The sequence below is a fragment of the Nocardia paucivorans NBRC 100373 genome (assembly GCF_000308675.1).
Taxonomy (GTDB): domain Bacteria; phylum Actinomycetota; class Actinomycetes; order Mycobacteriales; family Mycobacteriaceae; genus Nocardia; species Nocardia paucivorans.
Genome location: NZ_BAGE01000026.1, coordinates 1 through 14,626, shown reverse-complemented (window position 1 = coordinate 14,626; position 14,626 = coordinate 1). Strand labels below are relative to the sequence as shown.

The window sequence follows — 14,626 nt, the reverse complement described above, 5'->3', positions numbered from 1 at the left end:
GAAACCCGGGATCAGGAGATCGGAATCAGGACGGCGGCTCCCCGTGACCCGAGTACAGCCGGATCTCCCCGTTCTCACCGATGAAGGCGTTGACCAGCATCACCCGCTCGGCACGCAGTTCCTCGGAGGTGGGGCTGCGGGTGGTCACGGCGATCTGCCGGATGGCCGCCCAGTTCACCACATATCGTTCCGGCGGCCCGAGATCATCGGAGAGCCGGGCCAGCCGAAACACCGAAACGGTTTTACGGACCATGAGGTCGCGCACCACCCCCGCGATCCGTTCGGGGTCTTCCAGCGCGAACAGGAAACCGAAGCTCAATTCCGGCGAGGAGACATAGGCGGGCACGGCCCCGAGGCTATCCCATGGCCATCCTGCCGAGTGTGTTTCACCTCACGGTTCGGGACCATCGGTGTCGGGTTCGACCGTCGTCGTCGATCTCGGGCTCGACCACCTCGACATCCACCGGCTCCGACTCGACGGCCGATGGTGACACCGCTTCGGTCACATGCCCGCTGTCCGGCTCGGGACGGCGCTCGTCGAGGTCGGGAGACCGCTCGGCCGCGGCGGCGTCGCGCCGGGCCGCGGCGGCGGCCTCGTTCATCTCGATGGCGTCGGTGATCCACTCACCGATCTCCCGGGTCACCTCCTGCACGGTCCCGGTGATGATGCCGGCGATATTGCCGATCCGCCGGGCGCCGGAGGTTGTGAGCTCCTGGATCAGATCCTTGTTGGCCTCGAACTTGCCGATCATCGCACGCCCACTTCGGTCTTGTTCCCCTGCCGCATCACGATAACACCGGGCGCCGACCGTTTCCGCAGGAAGGAGGGCAGCAGCCGGGCCGCCCGAGAGTCCAACAGCCGCGGCGGAAGGGCGAGTTGGAAGATCTTCGCCCACACCGATCCGATCTGCCTGCCCAGCGGACCGGTGTTGTAGGGCAGACCGTATTTCTCACACAGCGCCCGAACCTCCGGGGCGATCTCCGGATACCGATTGGCTGGCAGATCCGGGAACAGATGGTGCTCGATCTGGTGTGACAGATTCCCGGACATGATGTGGAAGAGCCTGCCCCCGGTGATGTTCGCCGAACCGAGCATCTGACGCACATACCATTCGCCGCGGGTCTCGTTCTCGGTTTCCTCCTCGGTGAACGTCTGTACGCCGGACGGGAAGTGGCCGCAGAAGATGATCGAGTACGCCCACAGATTGCGCACCAGATTGGCGCTGATGTTGGCGGTCAGCGTGGAGAAGAACAATGGACCGCTGAGCAGCGGAAAGACCACGTAGTCCTTGAGCACCTGCCTACTCGCCTTGTGCCACTGCCCTTTCAACAGCGGTTTGATCTCGGACCAGCGGCGCTTGCCCTTGACGATATTGTCCGCCTCCAGGTCGTGCAGCATGACGCCCCATTCGAAGAGCACCATCAGCAGGAAGGCGTAGAGCGGGTTGCCGAGATAGTACGGATTCCATTTCTGCCCTTCGTCGATGCGCAGAATGCCGTACCCGATATCCCGGTCCCGGCCATGGATATTGGTGAAGGTGTGGTGCACGTAGTTGTGCGAATGCTTCCACTGGTCCGCGGGGCAGACCGTATCCCATTCGAACACCCGCGAGTTCAGGCCCTGTTCCCGCATCCAGTCGTACTGGCCGTGCATGACATTGTGGCCGATCTCCATATTGTCGAGGATCTTCGACACCCCCAACGCGGCTACCCCGGCCAGCCAGAACGGGGGGAGGAACCCCAGGTACAGCAGACCGCGCCCGGCGACCTCGAAACCCCGTTGGGCCTTGATGATCGAATAGATGTAATCGCGATCGCGCTGTCCCAGATCGGCGACCACACGATCACGGAGTTCGTCGAGCGTTCGGCCGATTTCGGCGATCTGCTCGGGGGTGAGGACCAGTGGTCCGTCCTCGGTCTCGGTGAGGATGGTCATCGTTCGGCTCCTCTTCGTACGTCAGATATCGATATCCACGTCGCCGACGGCGGCCTGGATACAGAGTTGGATGGGTTGGTCGGGGTCGGATTCGAGTTCACCGGTGCGCAGGTTTCGGGTGCAGCCGGCCCGGCGCACCGCGGTACAGGAGAAGCAAATCCCCATGCGGCAGCCGAACTCCGGGGTGAGACCGGCCTGTTCGGCCTGTTCCAGCAGGCTCGTTCCGGTGTTGTCCGCGGTGACCCCGCTGGCGCTGAAGGTCGTTTCGCCATGCACCTCGGCCGCGTCCACCGGTGCGGCGGAGAAGGTGAATTCCTCGGTGTGCAACCGGTCGGCCAGTCGTTCGGCCTCGAAAACGGCGCGTACCGAGTCCATCAATCGCGGCGGGCCGCACAAATAGGTCTGTCCCTCGGCGAACCAGGGCGCCACCCGGATCAGTTCGTCGCGATCGAAGCGGCGGCCGTCGTGTCGCGAATATCGCAACTCCACCGAGATATTCGGGTGGGCGGCGGCGATCTGCTCCAGTTCCCGGCGATGCGGCACCATTTCCGGCGATCGCGCGTAGTGCAGGAACACCACCGGCGCGGTGTGTTTCTCGTCGGCGAGAGTGCGCAGCATCGACAGCACCGGGGTGATACCGCTGCCACCGCTGATCAACAGCACTTTCTCCGGACGTGGCCGGGGCAGGTGGAAGACACCGTCGGCGGGTTCGAGATCCACCACCATGCCCGGTTCGGCGTAGTCGTGCAGATATTGCGAGACCAGACCGTGGGGGTGTGTCCGGATCGTCAGGTCGATACGCCGGTCCCGGCCGTGTTCCGAGTTCGTGGGCGAATAGCAACGGGTGTGTCGCACTCCGTCGACCACCACGCCGATCCGCACGAATTGGCCGGCCCGTAGGCCCCGCCAGTGCCGGGTCGGACGCAGGGTCAGCGAGACCGTTCCCGGCACCGAGCGGTCCACCCGAACGAGCTCGGCGCGCATCTGGCGCACGGTGAGCGTCGGGCGCACCAATTCGAGGTAACGGTCGAGCGGATGTGGACTGGTCAGGGTCTGCACCAGGTTGACGAGATCAACCATTCGGTTCTCCGTGCCTGTATCGGTGGGTCGCGGCGTGGGACGCCATATGGCCTGCACGCCGGTTCGCAATTCAGTGTACGTATGTACACTCAACTAGTGTGCCGGACACCCCAGTGGGACTGTCAACCAGGAATAGGTGTGACACGAGCAACAGTCGAAGGATGATCGAATGGTGAACGGATGTATGCTCACGGAGATGAGCGAGCAGGCGGTAACCCGAGGCGAGCGCAAGGAGCGCACCCGAAAGGCCCTGCTGGACGGCACACTGGCACTGGCCGCCGAACGTGGTTTCGGTGCACTCAGCCTGCGCGAGATCGCCCGTTCGGCGGGTATCGTGCCGACGGCGTTCTATCGGCATTTCGCCTCGCTCGACGATCTCGCCGCCACACTGGTCGACGAAGGAGTTCAGGCACTGCGTCTGGCCCTGCGGCAACTGCGCCGCACCCCCGACGCACGACTGTCGGAAACGGTGCGCTTCGTCTTCGGCGAGGTATCCGCCAAACGGGAACTGTTCGGTTTCCTGATCCGGGAACAACGCGGCGGCTCGGCGACCCTCCGTGCGGCGATCGCCCTGGAATTGCAGTTGATCGTGCGGGAACTCGTGGTGGACCTGTCCCGGATCCCCGCGCTCGACGCCTGGTCGCCACACGACCTCGAGGTGGCCGCCGACCTGATCGTGAACACCGTGACCGACGGTATCGCCGACTATGTGTCCGCACCCCCGCGCGAAGAGCGCCCGATCATCGACCGCACCATCCAACAGGTTCGGCTCATCGCCCTGGGGATGGGCGCCTGGCGGCCCTGAGTCGAGGCCCGCGCCCGCCGCTCAGGCGCCCGACGCCTCGGACGTATGCGCCCACTTCTTCGGCGTGGGAACCGCCAACAGCGCCAGCAGACCGGCCCCCAACACGACCAACAGCCCGACGATCCCCGCCCGGTCGGCGGCGAACATCCAGACGAACACCCCGAACAGCAGCGGTGACAGGAACGACACCGCTCGACCGGTGGTGGTGTAGAGACCGAACAGCTGCCCCTCCCGTCCCGGCGGCGCCGACCGCGCCAGATACGACCGCGCCGATGCCTGCGCCGGCCCGACGAACAGCGTGAGCAACAGCCCGAAGAGCCAGAACATGACCGGCCCGGACACCGTCAACAACACGACCCCGCAGCCCACCATGGCGGCCAGAGACACCACGATCACCCGTTTCGGCCCACTCCGATCATCGAAGCGACCGGCCACCACCGCCCCCAACGCCGCGACGACATTGGCGGCGATGCCGAACAGCAGTACATCGCTGTTGTCGAGACCGTAGACCCGCACCGCGAGCACCGCGCCGAAGGTGAACACCCCCGCCAACCCGTCCCGGAACACCGCGCTGGCCATCAGGAAACCGACGACCCCTCGATCGACCGCCCACAACTCACGCAGATCCCGCCACAGCACCCGATAGGAACCGAAGAACCCGGCCGTGGAAGCACCCGGATCGGCGTTCGGCCGCACCAGTTCGGGCACCGCGAACAACACCGGAAGGGCGAAGGTCGCGTACCACACCGCGGCCAGCATGACCACCAACCGGATGTTCAGTCCCTCGTCGGTGGGGATGCCGAGCAGTCCACGGGTGTCACCCTCGCCGGAGATGAACCCGAAGTAGCAGATCAGCAGCAGGACGATACCGCCGAAATAGCCCATCGCCCAGCCGAACCCGGAGACCCGGCCCACGGTGTCGGGGGTGGAGACCTGCCGCAGCATGGCGTTGTAGGGCACACCGGCCAGTTCGAAGAACGCCGAGGCGAGCGCCAGCAGCAACAGCCCCAACCACAGATCGTGGTAGTCGTCCCGCACGAAGAACATCGCGGCCATCATGGCCACGCACAGCGCGGTCAACACCCCCAGCGATCGTTTGCGGTTGGCGGTCGCGTCGAACCACTGGCCGCTCACGGGGGCGGTCAACGCGACGACCAGACCCGAGATACCGAGCGCCCACCCCAGCCAGGCACCGGCCGATATTCCGCCCGGTAGATCGTCACCGACGGTATCGGTGAGATACACCGAGAACACGAAGGTCAGGACCACGGCGTTGAAGGCCGCCGATCCCCAGTCCCACAGCCCCCATGCGATCACCTGCCCGCGCCGCTCCCGTTCCATGGCGCGCGCGTCCACCTCGCTCATCGGATGAGCGTAACGCGAATCTGCCGTCCGATCGGGCGGAAGGAATCCGGTGACGCACCGCCCTGGGACAAGTCCCGCGCCGGGCCGTCCTCGGCAATCGGAGCGCACGCGGTGGAACGCATTAGGGTGACGGAGTGAGTGTGCCAGCCGCAACCGCTGAGAACCGCGCCGTGGTCACCGGCGCATCGTCCGGAATCGGAACCGCATTGGCCGAGGAACTGGCCCGCCGCGGCTATTCGCTGATCCTCGTCGCCCGGCGCGCGGAACTGCTCGAGGGACTCGGCCATCGACTCACCCGGGATCACGGGATCGCCGCCGAGGTCCGGGCCATCGACCTGGCCGACCGGGCGCAGCGCGCACCGCTGGTCGAGGAACTGGCCGAACGTGAGATCGCGATCCTGTGCAACAACGCCGGTATCGCGACCTTCGGCCCCGTCGCCGACCTCGACCCCGCCTACGAACGAGCCCAGTTGGAGCTCAATGCCGTCGCCGTCCACGACCTCACCCTGGCCGTCCTACCGGGCATGCTGACCCGCCGCGGCGGCGGCATCCTCATAAGTGGTTCCGCCGCGGGCAATATGGCCATCCCCAACAACACCACCTACGCGGCGAGCAAGGCCTTCGCGAATACCTTCGCCGAATCGCTGCGCGGAGAACTGAAGAGCTCCGGTGTCCACGTCACCCTGCTCGCCCCCGGTCCGGTACGCACCGAGACCCCGGACCCGGCCGAGGCGTCGATCGTCGACCGGATGGTCCCCGACTTCATGTGGGTCTCCTCGGAGCAGACCGCGAGGATATCGATCGACGCGCTGCTACGAAACAAGATGCGAGTCGTGCCGGGGCTGATCGGCAAGGGGATGAGCGTCGCCGGCCAGTACGGTCCTCGTGCCGTGACCGCCCCGATCGCGGGGGCGTTCTACCGGAAACTCGGTGGACAGTAGACAGGCGTTAATCAATCGAAAGAGTCATAGGGCTGACTAGGGTAGTGGAAGTGTCCGACAAATTAGTGGTGTCAAATTACATGCTTGCGATACAGCGCAACCCAATGCACCGGTCGACTGTGACCACGGGGCTACGGAGTGTCCAGTGAGCGACAAACTCGTGGTGTGGATGGACTGCGAGATGACCGGGCTGCGCCTGGACAGCGACAAGCTGATCGAGGTGGCCGCCCTCGTCACCGACAGCGAGTTGAATGTCCTGGGTGACGGCGTCGATATCGTCATCCACGCCGACGACGAAGCGCTCGCCGCCATGCCATCCGTAGTGGCCGAGATGCATGCCCGCTCGGGGCTCACCGAAGAGGTCCGCCGGTCCACGGTCACCGTCGAGGAAGCCGAACAACAGGTCCTCGATTACATCCGGCAGTACGTGCCCACCCCCGGAGCGGTACCGCTGGCCGGTAATTCCATCGCCACCGATCGCGGGTTCATCGCCCGGGACATGCCCCGGTTGGACGAACACCTGCACTATCGGATGATCGACGTCAGCTCGATCAAGGAGCTGTGCCGACGCTGGTACCCGCGGATCTACTTCGGGCAGCCGGAGAAGGGGCTCACCCACCGCGCGCTGGCCGATATCAAGGAGTCCATCCGCGAACTGATCTACTACCGACGCACCGCCTTCGTCGCCCCGCCCGGCCCGTCCACGGCGGAGATCACCGCAATCGCCGCCGAGGTCGGCGCCCTGGAGGTCAACCTGCCATCGGCCCAGGTCAACGGCTCGCCGGAAACCGATTAGGCTCGGAGGGGGTAAACACGCTAGTATCTAGCCCGCCGGTTCTTCACCGGCAATGGTGAGTGTAGTTCAGTTGGTAGAGCACCAGGTTGTGATCCTGGCTGTCGCGGGTTCGAGTCCCGTCACTCACCCCACATGAGATAGGCCCTGACCGGTTCCTTCCGGTCAGGGCCTATCCGGCTTTTCACAAGCCGTGCGTACTCGACGTAACCCTCCACCGGGTATCGGCCATGATCCCCTCGCTCGGGACCATCGCGCAAAACACCCAACCCGCCGACTCGATCACATGGCCACACAAGTGGGTCTTGACCTCGTGCGCCGGCGGAATGGTTTCGACGACCCCACAGCCTCATATGCCGCGCCGGCCTCCCGGGCTACGACATCACAGCAAATGCCCGAACGGGATTCCGACCCCACGGCGCTCGCGACTCCGGCTCCTGCCGAAGCGGAATCCGGCAGGCAACAGTGACCGCCGAGATGTAGGGCACCGACCCCATGTGGATCAAGGGATTCCCCTACTGCCGGGTACCAGGTGTTGCACCCCATCCTGGAGGAAGGCGCCGGCGCAAGTTCAGTGGACGTCCGGCGGCATGCCGGACGAGAGAGAACAGCGGCTCCGTGCAGTCGACCGTCGCGATCCCCGATGTAAGGATGAAGTATTGCCACCGTCGCGGGAAGCAGCATTCCTGAGGATGCTCAAAGAAAAATTGATGGAAGTTGTGATGCGAATAGGCACGCATCTGAGAAGCAACACCAAGGATCACAGCTCCAGTCCTTTGCGCCTGGTGGTCAACTCCCACAACCGCGCACAGGACGGCAGACGGGAGTGGGCGGATTTCATCCGAGAAGAGGACCGAGAACTGCGCCGGCGGAGGGGCGAATGGGACTGGTACCAGGAATGGGGCTTGACCCCGGACGAAATCAGCTCCCTTGGCAACAACGTTGTCTACCGCGCCGGCGATCCCGACTTCCCACCTGTTTCTCTGGCGCCTTCTCGCGTCCCTGACCCCGATACCCACGGCACTGGCACCGGCAGCCCCAACACCAACCATCCCCACTCCGACAAGCTGGTGGCGGGCGGACCCGTTCCCCGCACCTCGGATAGCACCAGTCCACCTTCCGACCACGGACACAGCCCCGGAAACAACGGTCCGAGCGTCCCCGGCGAAGGCACCCGCGCAGGCCGCCACCCCTACCCGAGTACCAACGACCAACGCAACGCCGGCGCCGACCTGCCACGCCAAAACAGCAACCCCGATCCCAACAGCACCATCCGCAACAGCACCCCAGAAACCAACCGCCCTCATCGCGACGCGCCGGTACAGCCACCCCGCACCCCGGACCCCGACCACCCCGCACCCACCACAGACAACAAACCCACCACGGACGACAAACCACGCTCTCCCGACCCCAATGACGTCCAGGTATGGCCACCCCGCACCCCGGACCCCGACCACCCCGAACCCGGCAGCACCAAGGACAAGGACGACAGCACCAAGGACAAGGACGACAGCACCAAGGACAAGGACGACAGCACCAAGGACAAGGACGACAGCACCAAGGACAAGGACGACAGCACCAAGGACAAGGACGACAGCACCAAGGACAAGGACGACAGCACCAAGGACAAGGACGACAGCACCAAGGACAAGGACGACAGCACCAAGGACAAGGACGACAGCACCAAGGACAAGAGCGACAGCACCAAGGACAAGAGCGACAGCACCAAGGACAAGGACGACAGCACCAAGGACAAGAGCGACAGCACCAAGGACAAGGACGACAGCACCAAGGACAAGAGCGACAGCACCAAGGCCGCCCTCGGCGCCGCTGCGGTTGCCGGCGTAGGTCTTGCGGCTTTCGGTCTGGGCGGAGACGACAACGAAAACCCCGAGACCGAAACCCCGGCCGAGTCCACACCTACTACACCGACAACCCCCGGCACTCCCGAGAACCACGGCACACCCAAAGACCACGGCACACCCAAAGACCACGGCACACCCAAAGACCACGGCACACCCAAGAACCACGGCACACCCAAGAACCACGGCACACCCAAAGACCACGGCACACCCAAAGACCACGGCACACCCAAGAACCACGGCACACCCAAGAACCACGGCACACCCAAAGACCACGGCACACCCAAAGACCACGGCACACCCAAAGACCACGGCACACCCAAAGACCACGGCACACCCAAGAACCACGGCACACCCAAGAACCACGGCACACCCAAGAACCACGGCACACCCAAGAACCACGGCACACCCAAGCCAAGGAACAGCTCGGACAGCACCCCGGACGACAATTCCGGAGCAGCCCTCGGCCCTGGCAATGGCCCTAGCACAGGAGCAGATCCGGGCGGCGCAGCGATGACCGCCGTCGCTGCCACGATTGCAATGGGAATAACAGCGGCCGCCACTACCGCTGCCGCCGCTGCCAAGGATGCCGAGGACGCTCCGGACAAAGACGACAAAGACAAAGACAAAAAGGACAAAGACGAGCCCGAATCGAAACCGGCGCCCGAGCATCGGCCGGAGCCCGGACTGCCTTCCGTATCGGGGTCCGAACCCGCGCCGGAACAAGAACAGCCCCCGGCGCCCGAGCAAGCTCCTGACAACAGACCATCAACCATCGAGGACGCCGCACAGCGCGCTACCGATCTACTCGGTCCGATCTTGCCGCCCAGGACGGCCCCGCCCGAGAAGGCCGAAGATCCCCCTCCCCCGGCATAGACGTGCGGAAGGCCCGGCGCCAAAGCGCCGGGCCTTCCGTTCGTATAGTCCTGTTTTCCTCGCGCCGGTCAGCCGATATCGGCGTTACCGGCCTTCCATTCCGGCCACGGGATATTCCAGTCGCCGAGACCGTCCGTACCCGACAGAGTGCCGCCGATGGTGTTCTTCACGATCGCGATATCCCCGCGTTTGGCAGTCTGAAGCACCCATAGGGCGTCCTCGGGGCTCAAGTTCAGACAGCCGTGGCTGGTGTTCGTATTGCCCTGGGCGGCCAGCGACCAGGGCGCCGAGTGGAAGAAGATACCGCTGTAGGACATCCGTGTCGCATAGTCGACATCGGTGCGGTAACCGGCCGGCGAGTCCACCGCGACCCCGTAGGTCGAGGAGTCCATGACGATGTGTTCGTGCTTGTCGGCGAGGATGTAGACGCCGTTGGGCGTGGGGGTGGAGTCCTTGCCCATGGACGTGGGCATGGTCCGGATGACCTGACCGTTGCGTTCCACCACCACCTGTTTGGTGTTGTCGTCGGCGGTGAAGATCACCGCGTCACCGATGATGAAATGCGAGTGTATGTCCTCTTGGCCGTAGAGGCCGTCACCGAGATCCCGGCCGTAGACATTCACGTCGATGTTCACCCGGGTGCCCGGCGCCCAGAAATGTTCGGGCCGCCACCGGACCTCCCGGTTGTTCACCCAGTAGAACGCGCCCTCCACCGGTGGGTCGGTGGTGATGGTGATCGCGTCCTGGGCGGCCTTGCGGTCCGGGATGTTCTCATCGAACTGAACCGCCACCGGTTGCCCGATACCGACCACTTCGCCTTCGCCCGGGGTCAGATAGGGCTTGGTCTTGTTGTCCGGAACGGTTGTGGTGAATTTCATAGTGCTGGTGACGGATCCCCCGAGCCCGAGCGCCTTCGCCTCCAGCTGGTAGGTGGTGCCGTAGCCGAGAGGTTCGGTGGTGGCCCAGGTGCGGCCGTCGGCGGCCATCGTGCCATTGACCACCCCACCCTCCGGATTCACCAAGCGCACCTCGGAGAACCTGCCGTCCTCCACGGTGAAGGTGATCGGTGCGACCGGCGATACACCGACCGCACCATCCTTCATCGGAGCGAGCAGCTTGGGCTTGATCAGTTCGGTGAAGGGGTTTCGATCGATGGGCACCGACGCATCGGATGATTGTGATGAAGAACACGCCGATAGCACCATTGCGAGAAATGCGAGAAAGATCAACGGCACACTGCACCGTCTGAGCGATCCGCCTCGACGACGACCACTATGCATGTCTAAAACCCCGTTTCAAGTCCCAGTGCGACCAGCCCGCACCACGGCTTCGGATCCGACCGATTGATTACTGACGCGCTCGACCCACCGCATCGGCGGGATCGGTCGAGACCACGTGAGTCATTGTGCCGGCCACACCAAGTCGATCCCAATGTGAAACATGGACGTTGTCGACTGTTGCGGGCTCGTACGGTTTGATCCCGTCCGAACCTCACGCCGTTACATTCCGGTGTCGTTTCCAGCCCTGCTCACACCCCTGTTCGGATATCGATTTCACTTCTGCGCCCTCGGCCTGTTAATGTCTGTCCCGCACCGCATAACGGGGCAAGCGCCATTAGCTCAATTGGCAGAGCAGCTGACTCTTAATCAGCGGGTTCGGGGTTCGAGTCCCTGATGGCGCACCATGAGACCTCTCCCTCCCGATCTCCCGGACCATACCGGAGGCGGGATTCCCGGCCGGAAGCCCTCGACGAGAAGTTCCGCCACTCAACTCGGGGCGCACGGGGTGCGCCGTGATCGAAATCACCTCTTACCGCACCGAGATTACTTCCGACCTGTTACAGCGGATACCAGCGAGATGATCTCGCCCATGAGTCGATACCGACCTGTTGCAGCCTCCGAAAAAGCGCCTGACACCACCGGCCCGAAAATCTCGTCACAGCCGCGCGGCCAAGCGGGTGCCCTGCTCGATGGCACGTTTGGCGTCGAGTTCGGCGGCCAGCTCGGCGCCACCGATCACATGGGGGCGCAGGCCGGCGGCGTGCAACTCGTCGAACAGGTCGCGAACCGATTCCTGCCCCGCGCACACGACGATGTTGTCCACCGGGATCACCCGGCCGCGTTGCCGCTCGGGACCGAAGCTGATGTGCAGGCCGTCGTCATCGATACGTTCGTAGTTCACCCCGCCGATCTGCTCGACTCCCTTGGCCCGAACCGCCGCCCGGTGCACCCAACCTGTGGTCTTGCCGAGCCCCTGACCGAACGGGGTGGTCTTGCGCTGTAACAGCACCACCTCCCGGATCGCCGGCGCGGGCCGCGGTTCGTTCAGTTGACCGCGCGAGTGCTCGTCGTCGACGTCGACCCCCCATTCCCGCCGCCACTCTCGCAGATCGAGGGTGGGCCGGCCCTCGACGGTGAGATATTCGATGACATCGAAACCGATACCGCCCGCCCCGATCACCGCCACCCGTTTACCGACCGGTTTCTCCCCGCGCACCACCTCGGCGTAGGACAGCACCATGGGGTGATCGATACCCGGTATATCGGGTATCCGCGGTCGCACCCCGGTGGCGAGCACTATCTCGTCGTATCCGCCGTCGATCAGATCGGGGGCGGTGACCCGGGTGTTCAGCTTCAACCGCACGCCGGTGCGCTCGAGCCTGCGGGAGAAATACCGGATGGATTCGTCGAACTCCTCCTTACCGGGGATCCGCCGCGCCAGGTCGAATTGGCCACCGATCCGGTCGGCAGCCTCGAACAGCTCCACCCGATGGCCACGGTCGGCGAGATTTATCGCCGCGGCCAGCCCGGCCGGACCGGCGCCGACCACCGCGATGTGTTTGACGCGTCGGGTCGGCAGCAGTTGTAGTTCGGTTTCCCGACCCGCCCGGGGATTGAGCAGACAGGACACCGTTTTGTAGCGGAAGGCATGGTCCAGGCAGGCCTGATTGCAGGCGATACAGGTGTTGATCTCGTCCACACGGTTGTGCGCGGCCTTGGTCACCCATTCGGGATCGGCCAGCAGGGGGCGGGCCATGGAGACCAGCCGGGCATCGCCGCGCGCCAGGATCTCCTCGGCGACTTCCGGCATATTGATCCGGTTGGACGCACAGACCGGGATATCCACCCGCGCGCTGATCTTGGCGGTGAATTCCACGAAGGCCGCACGCGGTACCGAGGTGACGATGGTCGGCACCCGGGCCTCGTGCCAGCCGATATCGGTGTTGAGAATATCGACCCCCGCCGCCTGTAGTTCTTCGGCCAGGGCCACGATCTCGGCGAAGGTCTGGCCGTCGGCGACCAGCTCGGCCATGGACAGTCGGAACACGAGGATGAAATCGGCGCCGACCGCGGCCCGAACCCGACGGGCGATCTCCACCGCGAACCGGCGTCGGTTCTCCGGTGAACCACCCCATTCATCGGTGCGCCGGTTGGTGCGCGGGGCGAGGAACTGGTTGATGAGATAGCCCTCACCGCCCATGATCTCGACACCGTCGTAACCGGCGAGCCGGGCCAGTTCGGCGCAGCGCGCATAGTCGTCGATCGTCGCGCGCACGCCTGCGGCGGACAGCGCCCGCGGCCGGAACGGGTTGATGGGCGCTTTGACGGCCGAGGCCGAAACGCTGCCGGGGATATAGGCGTAGCGCCCGGCGTGCAGGATCTGGAGCGCGATCTTGCCGCCCTCCTGGTGCACCGCACGAGTGATGCGTCGGTGCCGGTATGCCTCGGTTCGGTTGGTCAGCTTGGCTCCGAACGGGGTGAGCCATCCGGTGCGGTTGGGCGCATAACCTCCGGTGATGATGAGCCCGACGCCACCGCGGGCGCGTTCGGCGAAATAGGCGGCCAACCGGTTGGTGTGCCAGGCCCGGTCTTCCAGACCGGTGTGCATCGACCCCATCACCACCCGATTACGCAGGGTGGTGTGACCGAGGTCGAGCGGGGCGAACAGGTGCGGGAAACTCGTCGTCGAGCTCACGGTGGACCCACTTTCGTCCGAAGTCCGTGGCCAAGGCCGCGCGGACCGTCTCGGCGTCAGAATAGGCAGCGCGTGATAGCGGGACAACCGGACGGCAGTCCGGAAGGTTACGGTTCACGCGCGCATACCCACTTTTGGGTCACGACACCATCACGGAACGGACAAAATCGCGACTCGACCGGAAAAGTTATGTGATCTGGGTCACTGAATGTTTAAAAGCAAATTCCCAGGTCGCTCCCGGGTTTCACCCGGCAACCTTGCCATTTCAAGATCTATCGCACCTGTAGTTCAGAATTCGTTCACCCCCTGTTAACCATACGTGACCATTCTGCAATCAGGTCATCAAAGAGACCCGAGGTTTGGTTGGCCGGCGAAGTCGTGAGCGAGAAGTTGGAAAAAACTCGAGTGCGGCAACGCAAGGACCGATAGCAGTCCGGCGACAACCCTACTTCCACCCGACAACTCCATCGATATGGAGCTCGCCGGCGTGGCGGCCCGGGACCCCCAGTTCCGGCACCGCGGCACAGCACGTCGTCTCCGGGAACCGGATCGTTCCCACACAACAAAACCCGACAACAGCACAGCCATGTTCCGGCCGTGGGCCCGTAAGGCCCGCCGCCGTGGATCCGTGCTGCCCGATTACGACCGGATCGAACCGAGACCAACACGAGGAACCGAATTCGACATGCCTGACCACCGTTTCCGCATCGCCCGTACCCGCGCTGTCTCCGGTATCGCCGCCCTGCGTGGCCGCTCCCGCCGGGAGACCTTCGCCGTTGCCATGGCCGCGGCCGGACTGGTCGCCGTGACCGCTTCCTCGGCCGTATCCGTCGCCGACAACGACGTTGCGCCCAGCCGTATCGCCATGGTGGCCGAGGAGCAGGCCGCTCCGGCCGCCGAGCAGGTGGCCGAGGCCGCCCCGGCGCCCGCACCGGCCCCCGAGGCCGCCCCGGCGCCCGCACCGGCTCCGGCGGTCGAGCCGATCGCCGCTGC

The 14,626-nt window shown here is 64.7% G+C and carries 11 protein-coding genes, 2 tRNA genes and 1 pseudogene; 7 read left to right on the top strand and 7 right to left on the bottom strand.

All coding sequences use genetic code 11. The features are described from left to right. Nucleotides 1-25 precede the first annotated feature (25 nt). The 4 genes from ON32_RS05815 to ON32_RS05800 are packed head-to-tail and all read right to left on the bottom strand — an operon-like array spanning nucleotide 26 to nucleotide 3,016. A complete protein-coding gene (locus tag ON32_RS05815; protein ID WP_040789342.1) occupies nucleotides 26-346 on the bottom strand; it encodes a hypothetical protein in 321 nt (106 codons plus the stop codon). 40 nt (nucleotides 347-386) lie between these two features. After that, nucleotides 387-752: a hypothetical protein gene (locus ON32_RS05810; RefSeq protein WP_040789341.1), complete on the bottom strand. Its 366-nt coding sequence runs from the start codon at nucleotides 750-752 to the stop codon at nucleotides 387-389. Continuing rightward, the gene (locus tag ON32_RS05805; protein ID WP_040789339.1) at nucleotides 749-1,936 is read right to left on the bottom strand and encodes a fatty acid desaturase family protein; all 1,188 of its coding nucleotides are present in this window, start codon (nucleotides 1,934-1,936) and stop codon (nucleotides 749-751) included. The genes ON32_RS05810 and ON32_RS05805 overlap by 4 nt, the downstream gene beginning before the upstream one ends. A 21-nt stretch (nucleotides 1,937-1,957) precedes the next feature. Beyond that, nucleotides 1,958-3,016, bottom strand: coding sequence for a ferredoxin reductase (locus ON32_RS05800; protein WP_040789337.1), 1,059 nt, complete (start codon nucleotides 3,014-3,016; stop codon nucleotides 1,958-1,960). Between the two features lie 196 nt (nucleotides 3,017-3,212). Between ON32_RS05800 and ON32_RS05795 the strand changes: the two genes are divergently transcribed. Then, nucleotides 3,213-3,821, top strand: a complete 609-nt coding sequence (locus ON32_RS05795; protein ID WP_040789367.1) for a TetR family transcriptional regulator — start codon at nucleotides 3,213-3,215, stop codon at nucleotides 3,819-3,821. 21 nt (nucleotides 3,822-3,842) lie between these two features. Here the strand turns inward: ON32_RS05795 and ON32_RS05790 are convergent, their stop codons facing one another. Next, on the bottom strand, nucleotides 3,843-5,186 hold the full coding sequence (locus tag ON32_RS05790; RefSeq protein ID WP_051132908.1) for an MFS transporter: 1,344 nt from the start codon (nucleotides 5,184-5,186) through the stop codon (nucleotides 3,843-3,845). Between the two features lie 134 nt (nucleotides 5,187-5,320). On the opposite strand from ON32_RS05790, the gene cmrA reads away from it, so the two are divergent. The 4 genes from cmrA (at nucleotide 5,321) to ON32_RS26880 (ending at nucleotide 9,658) form a co-directional block, all read left to right on the top strand. Next, nucleotides 5,321-6,127, top strand: coding sequence for a mycolate reductase (gene cmrA, locus ON32_RS05785; protein ID WP_040789335.1), 807 nt, complete (start codon nucleotides 5,321-5,323; stop codon nucleotides 6,125-6,127). Between the two features lie 145 nt (nucleotides 6,128-6,272). Then, complete coding sequence (orn, locus tag ON32_RS05780; RefSeq protein WP_040789333.1) at nucleotides 6,273-6,923, top strand: oligoribonuclease; 651 nt, start codon at nucleotides 6,273-6,275, stop codon at nucleotides 6,921-6,923. 55 nt (nucleotides 6,924-6,978) lie between these two features. After that, nucleotides 6,979-7,054 (top strand) — tRNA-His (locus ON32_RS05775). A gap of 588 nt (nucleotides 7,055-7,642) precedes the next feature. Beyond that, a complete protein-coding gene (locus ON32_RS26880; protein ID WP_157224088.1) occupies nucleotides 7,643-9,658 on the top strand; it encodes a hypothetical protein in 2,016 nt (671 codons plus the stop codon). 68 nt (nucleotides 9,659-9,726) lie between these two features. Here ON32_RS26880 and ON32_RS05765 read toward each other — a convergent pair whose 3' ends face one another. Continuing rightward, nucleotides 9,727-10,863 carry a L,D-transpeptidase gene (locus ON32_RS05765; RefSeq protein ID WP_040789361.1) on the bottom strand — a complete coding sequence of 379 codons (1,137 nt, stop codon included), beginning with the start codon at nucleotides 10,861-10,863 and terminating at the stop codon, nucleotides 9,727-9,729. Between the two features lie 403 nt (nucleotides 10,864-11,266). Between ON32_RS05765 and ON32_RS05760 the strand changes: the two genes are divergently transcribed. Further along, nucleotides 11,267-11,342: transfer RNA gene (locus ON32_RS05760), tRNA-Lys, on the top strand. 251 nt (nucleotides 11,343-11,593) lie between these two features. On the opposite strand, the gene ON32_RS05755 is transcribed toward ON32_RS05760, so the two are convergent. Beyond that, complete coding sequence (locus ON32_RS05755) at nucleotides 11,594-13,633, bottom strand: NADPH-dependent 2,4-dienoyl-CoA reductase (protein ID WP_040789330.1); 2,040 nt, start codon at nucleotides 13,631-13,633, stop codon at nucleotides 11,594-11,596. Between the two features lie 685 nt (nucleotides 13,634-14,318). Here ON32_RS05755 and ON32_RS27590 point away from each other — a divergent pair. Beyond that, nucleotides 14,319-14,626: pseudogene (locus tag ON32_RS27590) on the top strand (hypothetical protein); the annotation flags it as partial.